Origin of the sequence: Halomonas sp. G15, assembly GCF_021282295.1 — a bacterium.
GTDB lineage: Bacteria > Pseudomonadota > Gammaproteobacteria > Pseudomonadales > Halomonadaceae > Halomonas > Halomonas alimentaria.
In genome coordinates this window covers 1-16293 of sequence record NZ_JAJSPA010000042.1, presented here as the reverse complement: position 1 = coordinate 16293, position 16293 = coordinate 1, and the positions used below count along the sequence as shown (strand labels likewise).

At 64.2% G+C, this 16293-nt stretch carries 14 protein-coding genes; 8 read left to right on the top strand and 6 right to left on the bottom strand.

The window, feature by feature from the left end; translation table 11 throughout:
• Positions 1 to 55: 55 nt before the first annotated feature.
• Positions 56 to 1261 (bottom strand): ABC transporter substrate-binding protein, encoded by a 1206-nt coding sequence (locus LWH48_RS15445; protein ID WP_232913247.1) that lies wholly within the window; start codon positions 1259 to 1261, stop codon positions 56 to 58.
• 154 nt (positions 1262 to 1415) lie between these two features.
• Between LWH48_RS15445 and LWH48_RS15440 the strand changes: the two genes are divergently transcribed.
• The 4 genes from LWH48_RS15440 to LWH48_RS15425 all read left to right on the top strand — a co-directional run bounded on the left by LWH48_RS15440 (position 1416) and on the right by LWH48_RS15425 (position 5253).
• Positions 1416 to 2189 carry a dienelactone hydrolase family protein gene (locus LWH48_RS15440; RefSeq protein ID WP_232913246.1) on the top strand — a complete coding sequence of 258 codons (774 nt, stop codon included), beginning with the start codon at positions 1416 to 1418 and terminating at the stop codon, positions 2187 to 2189.
• 178 nt (positions 2190 to 2367) lie between these two features.
• Positions 2368 to 3624: a dicarboxylate/amino acid:cation symporter gene (locus tag LWH48_RS15435; protein WP_232913245.1), complete on the top strand. Its 1257-nt coding sequence runs from the start codon at positions 2368 to 2370 to the stop codon at positions 3622 to 3624.
• A gap of 80 nt (positions 3625 to 3704) precedes the next feature.
• The gene (locus LWH48_RS15430) at positions 3705 to 4757 is read left to right on the top strand and encodes a C45 family autoproteolytic acyltransferase/hydolase (RefSeq protein ID WP_232913244.1); all 1053 of its coding nucleotides are present in this window, start codon (positions 3705 to 3707) and stop codon (positions 4755 to 4757) included.
• 118 nt (positions 4758 to 4875) lie between these two features.
• On the top strand, positions 4876 to 5253 hold the full coding sequence (locus LWH48_RS15425) for a DUF6746 family protein (protein WP_232913243.1): 378 nt from the start codon (positions 4876 to 4878) through the stop codon (positions 5251 to 5253).
• A 107-nt stretch (positions 5254 to 5360) separates the two neighbouring features.
• On the opposite strand, the gene LWH48_RS15420 is transcribed toward LWH48_RS15425, so the two are convergent.
• The 5 genes from LWH48_RS15420 to LWH48_RS15400 all read right to left on the bottom strand — a co-directional run bounded on the left by LWH48_RS15420 (position 5361) and on the right by LWH48_RS15400 (position 9814).
• A complete protein-coding gene (locus LWH48_RS15420; protein ID WP_232913242.1) occupies positions 5361 to 5948 on the bottom strand; it encodes a DUF4202 domain-containing protein in 588 nt (195 codons plus the stop codon).
• A gap of 97 nt (positions 5949 to 6045) precedes the next feature.
• Positions 6046 to 6609, bottom strand: coding sequence for a hypothetical protein (locus tag LWH48_RS15415; protein ID WP_232913241.1), 564 nt, complete (start codon positions 6607 to 6609; stop codon positions 6046 to 6048).
• Positions 6610 to 6724: 115 nt separating this feature from the next.
• Positions 6725 to 7780 (bottom strand): endonuclease/exonuclease/phosphatase family protein, encoded by a 1056-nt coding sequence (locus tag LWH48_RS15410; protein WP_232913240.1) that lies wholly within the window; start codon positions 7778 to 7780, stop codon positions 6725 to 6727.
• A 77-nt stretch (positions 7781 to 7857) separates the two neighbouring features.
• Positions 7858 to 8322 carry a DUF3592 domain-containing protein gene (locus LWH48_RS15405; protein ID WP_232913239.1) on the bottom strand — a complete coding sequence of 155 codons (465 nt, stop codon included), beginning with the start codon at positions 8320 to 8322 and terminating at the stop codon, positions 7858 to 7860.
• A gap of 13 nt (positions 8323 to 8335) precedes the next feature.
• Positions 8336 to 9814, bottom strand: a complete 1479-nt coding sequence (locus LWH48_RS15400) for a DASS family sodium-coupled anion symporter (RefSeq protein ID WP_232913238.1) — start codon at positions 9812 to 9814, stop codon at positions 8336 to 8338.
• 223 nt (positions 9815 to 10037) lie between these two features.
• Between LWH48_RS15400 and LWH48_RS15395 the strand changes: the two genes are divergently transcribed.
• From LWH48_RS15395 to LWH48_RS15380, 4 genes are all read left to right on the top strand, one after another.
• Positions 10038 to 10361, top strand: coding sequence for an antibiotic biosynthesis monooxygenase family protein (locus tag LWH48_RS15395; RefSeq protein ID WP_232913237.1), 324 nt, complete (start codon positions 10038 to 10040; stop codon positions 10359 to 10361).
• Between the two features lie 67 nt (positions 10362 to 10428).
• Positions 10429 to 12849: an EcoAI/FtnUII family type I restriction enzme subunit R gene (gene hsdR / locus LWH48_RS15390; RefSeq protein ID WP_232913236.1), complete on the top strand. Its 2421-nt coding sequence runs from the start codon at positions 10429 to 10431 to the stop codon at positions 12847 to 12849.
• 99 nt (positions 12850 to 12948) lie between these two features.
• Positions 12949 to 14457 (top strand): type I restriction-modification system subunit M, encoded by a 1509-nt coding sequence (locus LWH48_RS15385; RefSeq protein ID WP_232913235.1) that lies wholly within the window; start codon positions 12949 to 12951, stop codon positions 14455 to 14457.
• Positions 14454 to 16211 carry a restriction endonuclease subunit S gene (locus LWH48_RS15380; RefSeq protein WP_232913234.1) on the top strand — a complete coding sequence of 586 codons (1758 nt, stop codon included), beginning with the start codon at positions 14454 to 14456 and terminating at the stop codon, positions 16209 to 16211. The genes LWH48_RS15385 and LWH48_RS15380 overlap by 4 nt, the downstream gene beginning before the upstream one ends.
• Positions 16212 to 16293: the final 82 nt, after the last annotated feature.

Sequence of the window (16293 nt, the reverse complement as noted above, 5' to 3'; positions counted from 1 at the left end):
AGAGGCCCCGGCGGGAATCCGCCGGGGCCTCTGCGTTGACGGGCCGGTTTCGGGCTTACTGATCCAGGAAGCCCTTGCTGACGAACTCGCCGCCCTCGACCGCCATCTCCTCGACGATGCCCGGGACGTCGCCCTTGTCATCGAACTCGTGGCTGCCGGAGGCGCCCTCGTAGTTGATCTCCTCGCCGGCGGCGATCAGCTCCAGAGCCTTCTCCCACTCGCCGGGCAGGATCACCTCGCCCGGGGCGGAGGAGACGCTGCGCAGTGCCGCGGAGAGACCCTCACGATCGGCACTGCCGTTCTGCTCGATGGCCAGCGCCAGCAGGAAGGCGGCGTCATAGCCCTGCCCCGCGAACACCGCCTCGTGGGAGATGCCGCCCGCCTCGGCCAGCTCGACGAAGCGTTCGGTGCCGGGGCTGTCCGGGTTGCCCGGGCGCGTGGCGATGAAGTTGTCGTTGAGCACCTCCTCGCCCACGCCATCGAGCAGGCCCGAGATCACCATGCCGTCGGCACCGATATAGCGGGTGAACATGCCGCTCTCGTAGGCCTGGCGCACCACCGTCTGCCCGGAGGTATCGCCATAGGCCAGCACCACCAGGTCGGGCACGCCGGTCGCCGAGAGGGTGCCCAGCTCGGAACGGTAGTCGGCGCGGTTGTCCTCGTGGGCCAGGTTCTCGGCCACCGTGCCGCCCTCGGCCTCGTAGGTGGCCACGAAGGCATCGGCCAGGCCACGGCCGTAATCGTTGTTCACGTAGGTGACCGCCACCTCGTCGATGCCCTTCTCCAGCAGCATCTTGGCCAGCGCCTCGCCCTGGAAGGCGTCGGAGGGCACGGTACGGAACACCAGGTCGTTGTCGTCGAGTTCACTCACCGCCGGTGCCGTGGAGGCCGGCGAGACCATCACCACGCCCCCGGGAATGGCGGCGTTGTTGGCCGCGGCGATGGTCGCCCCGGTGCACAGCGCACCGACGATCGCCGTGACCTGCTCGCTGTTGACCAGGCGGTCGGCGGCGTTGGAGGCCGCCGAGGCGTCGGAACAGGTGGTATCGCCGCTGGGCATGGCGACTTGCTCGCCGCCCAGCACACCGCCCTGCTCGTTGACGTGCTGCATGGCCAGCTGCGCCGCATCGTAGACCGGCGGCGTCAGCGTCTCGATCGGGCCGGTAAAGCCCCCCAGGAAGCCCACCTTTACCTCGGCCTGGGCCGCGCCCACGGCCAGGGTGGAGGCTGCGACCGCCATCGCTACTAGACTCTTCTTCATGTTGTTCGTCTCGCTTGGTTGCTGGGATCACACACCCCCTAAATCTGGAAGGGCAAAGGGAAAAACTCAAGTCGGCTTCGCCAACGCTCGGGGGCTCACGCCGCCGCCATGGCGCCTATACTGAGCCGGGCAACCCCACCAACGAGAGCTCCCCATGACGACTCGCTATTCCCTGATCCCCTCCGCCCTCGCCCTGGCACTGGCCGCCGGCGGTGCCCACGCCTTCGAGCCCGCCGGCGAGGAGATCACCTACCAGGTCGACGGCGAAGCCTTCGAAGGCTATCTCTCCCGGGCCGAGGGTGAGTCCCGCGGCAGCGTGCTGATCATCCACGACTGGGACGGCCTCGACGACTACGAGCGGCGCCGCGCCGACATGCTCGCCGACCTCGGCTACGACGCCTTCGCCGCCGACCTCTACGGCCAGGGCAATCGCCCGGCCGAGACCGAGGCCAAGAAGGCCGAGACCGCGCGCCTCTACGAGGATCGCGAGCGCATGCGTGCCCTCACCCTGGCCGGCCTGGCAGAGGCTCGCGCCCAGGGCGCTGCGAGTAATGCCGTGATCATGGGCTACTGCTTCGGCGGTGCGGTAGTGCTGGAGATGGCCCGCTCCGGCGCGGCTGACGACATGCACGGCTACGCCAGCTTCCACGGCGGCCTGGCCACCCCCGAGGGGCAGAGCTGGTCCGAAGACGCCGGCCCCCTCCTGATCGCCCACGGCGGGGCCGACGCCTCGATCTCCCTGGACGATGTCGCCACCCTGGGCAAGGAGCTCGAAAGCGCCGGCACCACCTACCAGATCGAGGTCTACTCCGGCGCGCCCCACGCCTTCACCGTGTTCGGCAGCGATGCCTACCAGAAACGTGCCGATGAACACTCCTGGAGTGCCTTCCTGGACCTGCTCGATGAGGTGCTGACGCCCTCGTCCTGATTCGGCGTCTTCCCGAGCCGGCCCCTCTCTTCCCCCTACGCACCAAACCTGAAATGCCTCCCTGCGAACCGCGCGGGGAGGCATTTTTTCGGGAATGGCAAAGTTTCTTTCTGTAGAATCGCCGCTCTGCGCAACAAACCCACCATAAAATCGCACTTATGCAGCAAGGAGCCATGTCATGACCCAGTCTCCGCAAAGCGCCGAGGGCAACCTCTGGCGCCGCATTCCGCTATGGCAGAAGATCCTGGCCGGCCTGATCCTCGGTGTGCTGGCCGGCGCCCTGATGGGCGAGAGCGCCAGCATCTTCAAGCCCATCGGCGATATCTTCATCAGCGCCATCAAGATGCTGATCGTGCCGCTGGTGTTCTCGACCCTGGTGGTCGGCATCACTGCCATGCGCGACCCGCAGAAGATGGGCCGCATCGGCGCGCGCACCATCGGCCTCTACCTGATCACCACTGCCTTCGCCATCAGCATCGGCCTGCTCGCCTCCTGGATCTTCCAGCCGGGTGTGGGCCTGGAGATGAGCTTCGAGTCCGGCGTCGAGGCCAAGGAGGCCCCCAGCCTGATTGACATCATCGTCGGCCTGGTGCCCCAGAACCCCGTCGACGCCCTGGCCAGCGGCAATATCCTGCAGATCATCGTCTTCGCCATCGGCCTGGGCATTTCGCTGACCCTGATCGGCGAGAAGGGTGAACCGGTGGTACGCGTGTTCGAGAGCTTCGCCGAGGCGATGTACAAGCTCACCGGCATCGTCATGGCCTTCGCCCCGTTCGGCGTATTCGGCCTGATCGCCCATGTCGCCGGCAGCTACGGCCTCGAGGTGCTGCTGCCGCTGGCCAAGGTGATCGGTGTCGCCTACCTCGCCAGCATCCTGCACGTGCTGGTGGTCTACTCCGGCATGCTCGCGCTGATCGGCAAGCTCAACCCGCTGCGCTACCTGCAGGGCATCCTCGACGCTCTCGTCGTGGCCTACTCCTCCGCCTCCTCCTCGGGCACCCTGCCGGTCTCCATCCGCTGCGCCCAGAATAACCTGGGCGTCTCGGAGGGCGTCTCCGGCTTCGTGCTGCCGGTGGGTGCCACCATCAACATGGACGGCACCGCCATCTACCAGGGCGTGGTCGCGGTGTTCATCGCCCAGCTGCTCGGCGTCGACCTCAGCCTGATGGACTACGGCATGATCATCGTCACCGGCACCCTGGCCTCCATCGGCACCGCCGGCGTGCCCGGCGCCGGCCTGGTGATGCTCTCCATCGTCATGGCCCAGATCGGCCTGCCGCTGGAGGCGATCGCGGTGATCGCCGGCATCGACCGCATCCTCGACATGGCCCGCACCAGCGTGAACGTCGCCGGTGACCTGATGGTCACCACCCTGGTCGGCAAGAGCGAAGGCGAGCTCGACGAGAGCATCTACAACGCCCCGCACAAGAGCTGACTCGCCGGGGCCGGCGTCCTGCCGGCCCCACACTGCCTGCGTGCTAGAGTGATCTGAAAGGACACCACACGGAGGTCACCATGCAACTGACTTATCTCACCGGCAGCCGGCGCGACATCGGCCTGGGGCACGGCCGCGCCCATGCCGCTCCGATCCGCGCCAGCATCGCCGTCTACGACCGCCTCTTCCAGGACTTCGTCGGCCTCGACTGGGGCCAGGCACGCCGTGAGGCCGAGCGCTTCGGCGCCATGATCGAGGAGCGCTTCCCCGCCATCCTCGAGGAGATGGCCGGCATCGCCGAGGGCGCCGGGGTCGACACCGCCGACATCCTCACCCTCAACTGCCGCAGCGAAATCTCGCTGACCCAGGCCAGCGGCGGCTGTTCCGCCTTCGCACTGCAGCGCGGGGGGAGCCAGTGGCTGGCGCAGAACTGGGACTGGCGTGCCGACCAGCTCGACAATGTGGTGGCACTGCACATCGAGGGCGATGACATCGCCCCGCTGGTCAGCATCGGCGAGGCGGGCATGGTGGCCAAGATCGGCATGAATGCCCACGGCATCGGCGTCTGCCTCAACGCCATCCGCTCGCAAACCTGCGGAGAGGGGCTGCCGATCCACGTCGCGCTGCGCCGGATCCTCGAGAGCCCCGACCTGGCCGGCACCCTGACGGTAGCGGAGCAGGACCGCGTCTGCTCGCCGGCACACTTCCTGGTCGCGAGTGCGGATGGCCAGGCCATGGGCCTGGAGGTGCACCCCGGCGAGCCCGGCGTGCTCACGCCGCGGGGCGGCGCGGTGACCCACACCAACCACCTCTACGACGCCGCCGTGACCTGCCAGGTGGAGGACTTTCCGCGTCCCGACTCCCGCCCGCGCCTGGCCAGGCTCGACGCCCTGCTCGGCAAGTTCCCGAAGGACGCCCCGGTGGACGAGGCGCGGCTGTTCGAGATCCTCGGCGACCACGACGGCCACCCGCTGTCGATCTGTCGTCACTTCAATCCTGACCAGCCCGCCGAGGAGCGCATGGAGACACTGTTCGGCGTGGTGATGAACCTCTCCGAACGGCGCCTGACCCTCCGCCATGGCAAGCCCTGTGAAGCCGAAGACAGCCTGGTCCTGACGCTGCCGGCGGGCTGATACGAACTGTGACGGAGGTCAAATAACTCTCAAGAGCAAACAATAATACTTGTCATTAACAAGTCCGGGCGCTAGAGTTCTCGCTGTAAATGATTCTCATCGACAGCGAGGACATCATATGAAGAAGCTGCTGTTCACCGCCATGTGCTTCGGCCTGCTGGGCTCCACCGCCGCCAACGCCGACGACCATGAGCGCGCCGACCACTTCGAGGGCAAGAGCGCCGAGAGCCTGGAGCAGGCGGTCAGCCACTTCACCGAGACCAACCGCCAGCTCGCCGAACTGCTGGCCCAGGACGAACTCAGCAACGCCGACCTCGGCACCATCCACGAGCTCACCTATACCCTCGAGAATGCCCTGGCGAAGATCGACGAGGAGCTCGACACCATGGCCGTGGACCTCGAGGAGGTGCACCTGGGCTCCGAGACCCTGGAGCAGGAGCGCGTGCGCACCCACGGCGCCGCCTACCTCGAGGCCGCCCAGACCCTGGCCGAGTAACGCCTCGCCAACAGATCGGCCCACAATTCTCGGCCCCGAACGCACGACGGGCGAGCCATCCTCGATGGCTCGCCCGTCGACGTATCGGCTGACCGGTCACGGCATGGCTATCCCGCCAGCGCCTCCTCCACCAAGGCCCGGGCCTGGTCGGTCATCGGCAGTGCCAGCGCCAGCTCGTGGGCCCGCGGCGACATCTTCTTCCAGGTCATCTGCACGATGCGGATCAGATGGTCATGGTCGATCTGCCTGGAGAAGTCGGCAAAGTAGTTCTCCAGAAACACCAGACAGGCGCAATCCTCCACCGCCTGGGTGCCTGCCTCTCGCCCTAACCCCTGCTTGCGGATCATCCGCGATACCGCTTCGGCGTCCTCGTCGTCATAGCCCGCCTCGCGCATCAGCCGTGCAGTGGTCTCGCCGGCGCGCTGCCCCTGGTCGCGCCGCCAGGTCAGGTAGCCCACGCGGCCCTCGGGATACTCGCTGCGCGACAGCTCCCAGCGCTGCAGGTGCTGGCCACGCACCGCCAGCTGGACCAGCTCATCGGGGTGCTCGTGCAGCCGCTCCAGCCAGGCACTCATGCGCCCGGCATGCCACAGCTCATGAGGTACGCTCTCGCCCTCCACGCTGGCAAGGCGCGGATCCTGGGCATGCAGCGCATCCAGCGCGGCCAGGGTCCGCTCGAAAGGGGAAAGGGGCATCGCTCAAGACTCCTTGCTGATCAGACAGAACGGCCCGGCAGCCATCACGCCACCGGGCCGAGATATCAGCCTGTTCTGAAGCAAAACCCCATACAGGTCAACCTTCCGAGTCACCCTCCTGCTCGGCGGGAGCCGTTCCCCAGTCGTCCGGGACATCGGCACCCTCGAGCCCCTCGAAGCGATCGGTCACATAGGCGCTGTGACACGCCACGCAGGACTCGGTCATCTGCGCATACAGCTCCACCTGTCGCGCGGTGTCCTCGGCATCGCCGGCCTCGGCCAGGGACGCCGAGAGTTCGTGCAGATAGCCATCCATCTCCAGGAACTCCGCCGGCACGGCGTTCTTCAGGTCCTGGCGGTCCTCGTCGGTCAGCGATTGCGAGAGGATGAAACTGTCGTGGATCGCCTGCCCCTTCTCGGCCACCACGTCGTGGCGCCCCTGAATGATGGCGCTGTAGACCTCGTGCATGGCCAGCTCGACCTGGATCATCTCCTTCTTGAGCAACCCCTGCAGCTTGGGGGTCAGGTTGGGCCTGACCGGCTCCGCCGCGAGACTCGCGGCACTCAGCCCAAGCCCTGCCGCCACCCCGGCAACAATGATCGCGGTCCGGCCACGACGGCAGCAGTGGATAAGTGGGCGTTTCGACATGGCATATGACATGGTCGGCCTCCTGCGGTTGGGTAAATATGGATTTACGGTACTCCTTCCCGGTCAGGATAGACGTTGCCACGGGAGAGCGAGCCGAGACAGATCAAACTACGCCCGAACGGTGGTATCAGCCGCCACACAGCAGGCCGCTGCCGCGGATCGCTTCCAGACGCCCCTCGCCGATGCCGGAGATACGCGTCAGCTCGCCCGGTGCCCGCCACGGCCGGCCCGAGATGATGGCCTCGGCGCGTGCCGGCCCCACATGGGGCAGCTCGGCCAGGCGGTCGACGCCGCTGGCGTTGAGGTCGATGCAACCCGGCCCACCCCGGCTGGCCATCAGCTCACCCCCATCGGCGGCCCGGCGCTCCAGCGTCGCCCCGTTCAGCGCCACATACACCGGCACATGATCCGATACGCGCGCGCGGGCCTCCTGGTGGGCCATCGGCAGCAGTTCGGGGAAGCGCAGCACACCCTGATCGTCCGGCGCGAGGCGTTCGGCGTCGTACCACAGGTTGTCGTAGAGGTTGGCATAGCGGCCCGCCGTGGTCGCCAGGGTGGAGGCGCCCTCGGTCACAGCCGCCACCGCGCCCTGCTCGCGCAGGGGCGCCCAGCCGGCATGGTCCGGTGCCAGGTTGAAGTCGCCCATCAGCAGGCGCGGGGTATCGGCATGCACCTCGCCGAGCCACTGCCAGTAGTCGGCCAGGGCCGCAATTTCCGGCAGGCGGTCGCCGACGCTATCGCCATAGACCACATGCACCGTGGCCGCGGTGAAGAGCGTATCGTTCTCTACATCGCGGAAGCGCGCCGAGTAGGGCTCGCGGGAGAAGACGTCGCCATGGTCGATGAACACCACTGCGCCATCCTCGTAGGCCACCTCGCTCTCGCGCCACAGGAAGCCGTAGTGCTCCTCGTAGGAGCTGCGCCCCAGGGCATGGCTGGCCATGGAGGACCACGCCTCGCCGGAGAGCGCCTCCAGCTCCCGCTCCAGCGCCTCGAGGGCCTCCGGGTCCATCAGCTCCTGGATGGCCAGCAGGTCGAAGTGGTCGGCCACATGGGCCACCTGCCCCACCGCCTTGTCGTTGTTCCACCCCAGGTGCTTGATGTTCCAGCTGCCCACGATGACATCCCCCTGGGCCACCAGGGGAGCGAGGGCCAGCAGCCCGGCCAGCAGATAGCGGCGCATGAATCCTCCACGCAAAAGGCCGCCATGCTGCCGGCTTCGCGCAGAATCATCAATGGCTTAACAAGGAAATTCAGTAACTACCCCTGCAGGTAGATAAACAGGGCAAACCCCGCCATCGCCAACAGGAACAGCGTCAGGCCGATGCGCCGGGTGGGGATGCGCGACGGGCCGAACTGGGCGAGTTTCGGGTCGTGCGGATCGTAGCGAACCTCCAGCGTCTTGCCAGTCGGGTAGTCCCGCAGCCAGGCCTCCGCCGCCTCACGCTCCGTGAAGGAGGGCGGCGCATCGAAGCGGCGGTTATCGGTGACGACCGGCTCGTCCGCCACCTCGAAGCGCACTTCCACCCGCGGCAGGAAGCGCGCCTGCTGCTCGAAGTGCTCACGCCGCTGGGAGTGCTGACGGCGCTCGATGACCTCGGTGGCAATCACCTCGGCCATGGCCCGGGGCCAGGCGCTGACCGCACGGCGCCGCCATACGCCGTAACCGGAAAATGCCGCCCCGGCCAGGGCGGCGATGGCGATCAGCAGGGGAACCTGCGACATCGTGGAGCATCCTTTACCAGTAACCGAGCAGCTTCCACCATAGACCGCCCACCACGACCCAGACCAGCAGGTTGACCACGCTCATGATGAAGCCGGCCCGCCACCACTCACCGAGCGGTACATAGCCCGAACCGAAGATGACCGGGGAGGTGCCCGTGGCGTAGTGGGTCAGGGTCATCATGATCGAGGAGGCCGCTGCCATGCTCAGCACGAACGGCATCGCCGGCGCCCCCATGGCCAGACCCACGGCCAGAAAGGCTCCCATCATCGCCGTGATATGCGCCGTGGTACTGGCGAAGAAGTAGTGAGAGTAGAGAAATACCAGGATCAGCAAGGAGCTCGCGCCAAGCCAGCCCACGCCGGTCTGGGTAATCAGGCCCTCGATAGTGGAGGAGAACCAGGCCACCACACCAAGCTGATTAAGCTGCGAGGCCATCATCACCAAGGCACCGAACCACACCAGGGTGTCCCAGGCACTCTTTTCGTTCAGCACGTCCTTCCAGGTCAGCACCCCGGTCAGCAGCAGAACGGCGAGGCCGATCAGCGCGGCCGTGGCCGAATGCAACGCAAAGGCATCACCCAGCAGCCAGGCCGGCACCCCTGCCCACAGCAGCAGCAGCATCACGAACACACCCAGAGTGATCTTCTCATCTCGCTGCATGCGGCCCAGATCGGAGAGCTGCTGGCGGGCAAAGCTCGCCGCGTCTTCGGTCTTCTTGATCTCGGGGGGATAGAGCAGGTAGAGCACCAGCGGCATCAGCGCGATCGCCGCCAGGCCCGGCAGCAGCATGGCCAGCGCCCAGGTGGTCCAGCTCAGCGTAATCGCGGCACCGGTAGCTTCGGCAATCAGCTTGACGGTCAGCGGGTTGGGGGCCGTGGCGGTCACGAACATCGCCGAGGTAATGGGGTTGCTGTGGTAGTTGACCAGTGCCAGGTACTTGCCGATCTTGCCGGTATTCCCGTTCTCGGGGGTCGAACCGAAGCTGTGGGCGATCGACTGCATGATGGGGTGCATGATCCCGCCCCCACGCGCGGTATTGCTGGGTGTGACCGGGGCGATCGTCAGCTCGGAAAGCGCCAGGGCATAGCCGATGCCGAGCGTGCGCTTGCCGAATACCGAGATGAAATAGTAGCCGATACGCGATCCCAGGCCGGTCTTGATCAGGCTGCGGGATATCATGATGGCCACGGCAATCAGCCAGATCAGCGGGCTGGTGAAGCTGCCCAGCGCATCGCGGATCGCCGTGCCCGGCTGGTCGCTGGTGACGCCCGACGCCGCAACCATCGCGATGGCGACGATCGAGAGCGCACCGATCGGCATCGCCTTGCCGATGATGGCGGCGATCGTGCCGATGAACATGGCCAGCATCAGCCATCCCTGATCGGAGACTTCGGCAGGCTGGGGCAGTAGCCACACCACCAGGCCGACCACGATAGCCACCAGCGCGGGAACCAGCCGCAGGTCCGAGGCGCCTTCGTGAGTTTGGGACATGAGCGCTTCCCCTGTGAGCATTGAAAGGAGTCGCCAGGTCGAGGGCCTCACAGGACACTGGTCCTCAACCGAAGCGACACGGCCAAGGTACCAGCATTAAACTAAAGTTTTATTGATGCAGATGGGTGTCATAGCGCCAACACCCTGCCCACACAGGGAATCAATGTGGGAGATCGTCGCCCTCGCGCCGTGACGCCCGATTCACTGCCGACAGGAGAAAGCCATGAAGTACATCTTCGAAGTGCATATCCGCGACGGCTACACCGCCGAGGACTACGCCGACGCCTGGGTCCGCGCCAGCGAGTTGATCCAGCAGGCGCCGGGTGCACGGGGCACCGAGCTGCACCGCAAGATCGACGACCCCGCCACCCTTATCGCCATCGCCCACTGGGACAGCAAGCAAAGCCGTGACGCCATGGAGGCCCAGCCGGCGCCAAGGGTGAAGGAGATCATCAGGAGCGCCGCCCCCTTCTGCGAGATCCGCGTGATCGGCGAATTCAAGGAGCCCGAGTGGGTGGTGATGCCGCCGGGTCCACAGGATGCTTAGCCTGCTCGGGTAGCGTAAGCTTTGGTAACTAAACGCTGCCCCCTCCATCGACGAGCAGGATGCTGCCATGGACAAGAAGGCCCTCAGCGAACGGGATATCTGCACGAAGTTCATCACCCCGGCGCTGGAACGCGCCGGCTGGGATATCCAGACCCAGGTGCGCGAGGAGGTGTCGTTCACCAATGGCCGCATCATCGTGCGCGGGCGGCTGCACACCCGCGGCAAGCGGCGCCGCGCCGACTACCTGCTGAGCTACCAGAAGAACCAGCCCATCGCGGTGATCGAGGCCAAGGACAACAAGCACGGCCTCGGCGATGGCATGCAGCAGGGCCTGGCGTACAGCGATGCTCTGGACGTGCCCTTCGTGTTCTCAAGCAACGGCGACGGCTTCCTGTTCCACGACCGCACCGGGCTGGGCGGGCAAACCGAGACCACCCTCGGCCTCGACGATTTCCCTTCGCCTGAGCTGCTCTGGGAGCGTTACTGCCAGTACAAGGGCATCGGCCCGGCCGCACGCCCGGTGGTGGAGCAACCCTTCTTCGATGACGGCAGCGGGCGCACCCCGCGCTACTACCAGACAGTAGCCATCAACCGCACCGTGGAAGCGGTGGCCCGCGGCCAGGACCGTATCCTGCTGGTGATGGCCACCGGCACCGGCAAGACCTTCACCGCCTTCCAGATCATCTGGCGGCTATGGAAGGCCAAGCAGAAGAAACGCATCCTCTTCCTCGCCGACCGCAATATCCTGGTCGACCAGACCAAGAACAACGATTTCAAGCCGTTCGGCCAGGCGATGACCAAGGTCACCAACCGCACGGTGGACCCGTCCTACGAGATCTACCTGTCGCTCTACCAGGCGGTGACCGGCAGCGAGGACGAGAAGAACATCTACAAGCAGTTCTCGCCGGACTTCTTCGACCTGGTGGTGATCGACGAATGCCACCGCGGCAGCGCCGCCGTGGACTCCGCCTGGCGCGCGATCCTCGAGTACTTCTCCGCAGCCACCCATATCGGCCTGACCGCCACACCCAAGGAGACGAAGGAAGTCTCCAACATCGACTACTTCGGCGAGCCGGTCTACACCTACTCGCTCAAGCAGGGCATCGAGGATGGCTTCCTCGCCCCCTACAAGGTGGTTCGGGTCGATATCGACCGTGACCTGCAGGGCTGGCGGCCGAGCAAGGGGCAGCTCGACGCCCTCGGCCAGGAGATCGAGGACCGCATCTACAACCAGAAGGACTTCGACAGGCACCTGGTGCTCAAGAAGCGCACCGAGCTGGTGGCCCGCAGGATCACGGAGTTCCTGGAGAACAGCGACCCCTACCAGAAGACCATCGTCTTCTGCGAGGACATCGACCACGCCGAGCGCATGCGCCAGGCGCTGGTGAACATGAACCCCAAGCGGGTCGCCGAGAACCGTAAGTACGTGATGCGCATCACCGGCGACGAGAATGAAGGCAAGGCCGAGCTCGACAACTTCATCAACCCGGAGGCGCGCTATCCGGTCATCGCTACCACCAGCAAGCTGATGACCACCGGCGTCGACGCCCAGACCTGCAAGTTGATCGTGCTCGACCAGCGCATCCAGTCGATGACCGAGTTCAAGCAGATCATCGGCCGCGGCACCCGCATCAACGACGACTACCACAAGCACTGGTTCACCATCCTCGACTTCAAGAAGGCCACCGAGCTGTTCGCCGATCCCGACTTCGACGGCGAGCCGGTCAAGGTCTATGAGCCCAAGGGTGACGACGCCTCCATCGTGCCGGATGACGAGACCACCGACGACGAGCCAGCCGATGAGGTCGCCGAAGCGGAAGGCGAGTACGAGATCGAGCCCGGCGAGAGCTGGCAGAGCGACGATCCCTTCACCGCTGCCGGCCTTGCCGAAGACGAGAATGCCGGCAAGCGGGTGAAGTACGTGGTCGATGATGTGGAGGTCAGCGTGGTGGCCGAGCGGGTGCAGTACCTGGGCCCGGACGGCAAGCTGATCACCGAGAGCCTCCGTGACTACACCCGCAAGAAGGTGAAGGAGCAGTTCGCTTCACTGGATGACTTCCTGCGTCGCTGGCAGGATGCCGAGCGCAAGCAGGCGATCCTCGAGGAGCTGGAGGAGAGCGGCATCTTCTGGGAGGACCTGACCAGGGAGCTTGGCGACAAGCTCGGCGACGAGCCCGACCCCTTCGACGTGATCTGCCACATCGCCTTCGACCGCCCCGCCCTGACCCGCCGCGAGCGTGCCGCGCAGGTGAGGAAGCGCGATATCTTCACCCGCTACGAAGGCCAGGCGCGCCAGGTGCTGGAATCGCTGGTCGACAAGTATGCCGATGCCGGCATCGGGCCCATCGAGGACCCCAAGGTGCTCACCCTGGCGCCCTTCAGCGAGATCGGCGCCCCCATGGAGCTGGTCCAGGCCTTCGGCGGCAAGCCCGGCTATACCCGCGCGGTCCACGAACTCGAAGACGCCCTCTACCAGTCCGGCGGCTGATCGCTATCCTGTCGCCCGACGCCTATCCACAACCCGATGCCGGCCCTCCCCTGTGGATGAGCCTGCATCCGTCACGAATACCAAGGAAGCCACTCGCCCATGAGCATCTCCACCACCATCAAGTCCATCCAGGACATCATGCGCAAGGACGTCGGCGTGGACGGCGACGCCCAGCGCATCGGCCAGCTGGTCTGGATGCTGTTCCTGAAGATCTTCGACGACCGGGAGCAGGAGTGGGAGATGTTCAACGAGGACTACCGCTCACCGATCCCCGAGCCGCTGCGCTGGCGGCACTGGGCCGCCGACCCCGAGGGCATGACCGGCGACGAGCTCAAGGAGTTCGTCGACACCATGCTCTTCCCGGGCCTGCAGCAGCTCCAGGCCCGTGGCGACGACTATCGCGGCGTGGTGATACGCAACGTCTTCGAGGACGCCTACAACTACATGAAGTCCGGCCAGCTGATGCGTCAGGTCATCAACAAGCTGCAGGACGGCGTGAACTTCAACAAGGCCAGCGAACGCCACGAGCTGGGCGACATGTACGAGCAGATCCTCAAGGACCTGCAGAGCGCCGGCAACGCCGGCGAGTTCTACACCCCGCGGGCGGTGACCCGCTTCATGGTGGACCGGGTCGATCCCAAGCTCGACGAGAGCGTGATGGACCCGGCCTGCGGCACCGGTGGCTTCCTCACCTGCACCATCGATCACAAGCGCAAGCACTACGTGACGACGCCGCAGGACGAGCAGACCCTGCAGCGCACCATCCACGGGGTGGAGAAGAAGCCGCTGCCCCACCTGCTGGCCACCACCAACCTGATCCTTCACGGCATCGAGGTGCCCGACCAGGTCAAGCATGACAACACCCTGGCGCGCCCGCTGATCAGCTGGGGCCCCAAGGAACGGGTGGATGTCATCGTCGCCAACCCGCCCTTCGGCGGCATGGAGGAGGATGGCATCGAGACCAACTTCCCCCAGGCCTTCCGCACTCGCGAGACCGCCGACCTCTTCATGACGCTGTTCATCCACCTGCTCAAGGAGGGCGGCCGCGCCGCCGTGGTGCTGCCCGACGGCTTCCTGTTCGGCGAGGGCATGAAGACCCGCCTCAAGGAGAAGCTGCTCAGCGAGTGCAACCTGCACACCATCGTCCGGCTGCCCAACGGGGTGTTCAATCCCTACACAGGCATCAAGACCAACCTGCTGTTCTTCACCAAGGGCCGGCCCACCGAGGCGGTGTGGTACTACGAGCACCCCTACCCCGAGGGCGTGAAGAACTACAGCAAGACCCGCCCCATGATGGTCGAGGAGTTCCAGGCCGAGATCGACTGGTGGGGTAACGAGAGTGACGGCTTTGCTACCCGGGAGGAGACCCACCAGGCCTGGCGGGTACCCATCGAGGAGATCAAGGCGCGCCATTACAACCTGGATATCAAGAACCCCTACCAGGGCGAGCAGGTCAGCCACGACCCGGACGAGCTGCTGGCGCAATACGCCCAGCAGCAGGCCGAGATCCAGGAGCTGCGCGACCAGCTCAAGGAGATCCTCGGCGACGCCCTGGGCCATGCCTCCCAGCAGCAGCAACAGAAGCAGCAACAAGAGGAGCAGCCATGAGCGCGCGAGAGCTGATCACCGAGCACCTCGATCTCTGGACCGGTGCCGTGACCCACAAGAGCACCGCCGGACGCGGTCGCAACGGGAAGATCGACCTTACCGGCATCAAGAAGCTTCGCGAGCTGATCCTGGAGCTCGCCGTGCGCGGCAAGCTGGTGGAGCAGGATCCCGACGACGAGCCCGCCAGCGTGCTGCTGGAACGCATCGCCGAGGAGAAGGACCGGCTAGTCAAGGAAGGGAAGATCAAGAAGCCGAAGAAGCTGCCGGAGATTACCGAGGAAGATAGGCCGTTTGAACTGCCTGATAGCTGGGAATGGGTACGGCTTGGTGACCTTTGCGAACTGGAGAACGGAGACAGGAGTAAAAACTATCCAAACAAGTCATCCCTTGTGGAAACGGGGGTCCCATTTGTCAACGCAGGGCACTTGCAAAACCACTCGATAAATACCAGTGAGCTGACTTTTATCACAGAAGAAAAGTTCAACCTTCTTCGCAGTGGAAAATTCCGAGATGGAGATATTCTCTTCTGTCTTCGGGGTTCTCTTGGAAAGTTCGGAGTGGTAAGGAATATCGAAAGGGGTGCAGTCGCATCATCTCTAATCATAGCCCGCCCATATCTTTCACTTCTCGTCAATTACACCGAGCTTTATCTTAAGGCGCCCATATCAGAGCTCATGATAAGGCGATATGACAATGGAACAGCCCAGCCTAACTTATCAGGCGCCGATTTCAGCAAATTCTTAATTCCTTTCCCAGGAGAAAGCGAGCAACATCGCATCGTCAAAAAAGTCGACGAGCTCATGGCCCTCTGCGACCGGCTGGAGCAGCAGGTCGGCGATCAGCTGGAAGCCCATGAGGTGCTGGTCGACACCCTCCTCGACGCCCTCACCTGCTCTGCCGATGCCGCGGAAGTGGCCGAGAACTGGGCCCGCTTGGCCGAGCATTTCGACACCCTCTTCACCACAGAAGCCAGCATAGACAAGCTCAAGCAAGCCATCCTTCAGCTAGCAGTCATGGGGAGGTTGGTGGAGCAGGACCCGAACGACGAACCCGCCAGCGTGTTGCTGGAGAAGATCGCTGAGGAAAAGACAAGGCTTATCAAGGAAAGAAAGATCAAGAAGTCGAAAGTGACCCCGAAAATGCAGGAGGAAACTATACCTTTCGACATCCCAAAAAATTGGGAATGGTGTAGGCTAGAAAGCCTCACGCTGTACTCAGAGTCCGGCTGGAGCCCTCAATGTAACAGCGCGCCTCGTAGTGAAGATGGCTGGGGCGTATTGAAGGTTAGCGCTGTTTCATGGGGGAAGTTTAATCCCAATGAAAATAAAGGGTTACCGGACAGCTTGTCGCCGAGGAAAGAGCTCGAAGTCAGGCCCAGTGACTTCTTGATATCCAGAGCCAATACAGCAGACCTCGTTGCTCGCTCGGTCATCGTGCCAACAACCTCCCCAGAAAAGCTAATGCTGAGTGATAAAATAATAAGAGTGGTATTATCAAAAAAGATTTATCCACCATATATCAACATATTCAACAATAGTGCTTATGCCAGAGAGTATTACTCAAGTGTTGCTGGTGGAACAAGCCACTCGATGAAAAATGTTTCTAGGGATAAAATAAACCAGCTTGCTATCGCGTTACCCCCATTAAATGAGCAAATTCGCATTTTAGAAGTCGTGGAAAATTTACTTTTGCTGTGCGAAAAAATTAACGTAACTATTCAGGTGGCTGCGGATGGGGTATCGCCAACCAGCTGATTTTTCTGGCATAGTGCACAGCATCATTCGGCACACCTATGCGGTGATATGACCATCAGCGATATCAACGTCGACGAGGCCC

Excerpts from the sequence above, each read along its gene's own strand:
- LWH48_RS15445 (WP_232913247.1), bottom strand. The coding sequence starts at position 1,261 with ATGAAGAAGAGTCTAGTAGCGATGGCGGTCGCAGCCTCCACCCTGGCC.
- LWH48_RS15440 (WP_232913246.1), top strand. The coding sequence starts at position 1,416 with ATGACGACTCGCTATTCCCTGATCCCCTCCGCCCTCGCCCTGGCACTG.
- LWH48_RS15435 (WP_232913245.1), top strand. The coding sequence starts at position 2,368 with ATGACCCAGTCTCCGCAAAGCGCCGAGGGCAACCTCTGGCGCCGCATT.
- LWH48_RS15430 (WP_232913244.1), top strand. The coding sequence starts at position 3,705 with ATGCAACTGACTTATCTCACCGGCAGCCGGCGCGACATCGGCCTGGGG.
- LWH48_RS15425 (WP_232913243.1), top strand. The coding sequence starts at position 4,876 with ATGAAGAAGCTGCTGTTCACCGCCATGTGCTTCGGCCTGCTGGGCTCC.
- LWH48_RS15420 (WP_232913242.1), bottom strand. The coding sequence starts at position 5,948 with ATGCCCCTTTCCCCTTTCGAGCGGACCCTGGCCGCGCTGGATGCGCTG.
- LWH48_RS15415 (WP_232913241.1), bottom strand. The coding sequence starts at position 6,609 with ATGTCATATGCCATGTCGAAACGCCCACTTATCCACTGCTGCCGTCGT.
- LWH48_RS15410 (WP_232913240.1), bottom strand. The coding sequence starts at position 7,780 with ATGCGCCGCTATCTGCTGGCCGGGCTGCTGGCCCTCGCTCCCCTGGTG.
- LWH48_RS15405 (WP_232913239.1), bottom strand. The coding sequence starts at position 8,322 with ATGTCGCAGGTTCCCCTGCTGATCGCCATCGCCGCCCTGGCCGGGGCG.
- LWH48_RS15400 (WP_232913238.1), bottom strand. The coding sequence starts at position 9,814 with ATGTCCCAAACTCACGAAGGCGCCTCGGACCTGCGGCTGGTTCCCGCG.
- LWH48_RS15395 (WP_232913237.1), top strand. The coding sequence starts at position 10,038 with ATGAAGTACATCTTCGAAGTGCATATCCGCGACGGCTACACCGCCGAG.
- hsdR (WP_232913236.1), top strand. The coding sequence starts at position 10,429 with ATGGACAAGAAGGCCCTCAGCGAACGGGATATCTGCACGAAGTTCATC.
- LWH48_RS15385 (WP_232913235.1), top strand. The coding sequence starts at position 12,949 with ATGAGCATCTCCACCACCATCAAGTCCATCCAGGACATCATGCGCAAG.
- LWH48_RS15380 (WP_232913234.1), top strand. The coding sequence starts at position 14,454 with ATGAGCGCGCGAGAGCTGATCACCGAGCACCTCGATCTCTGGACCGGT.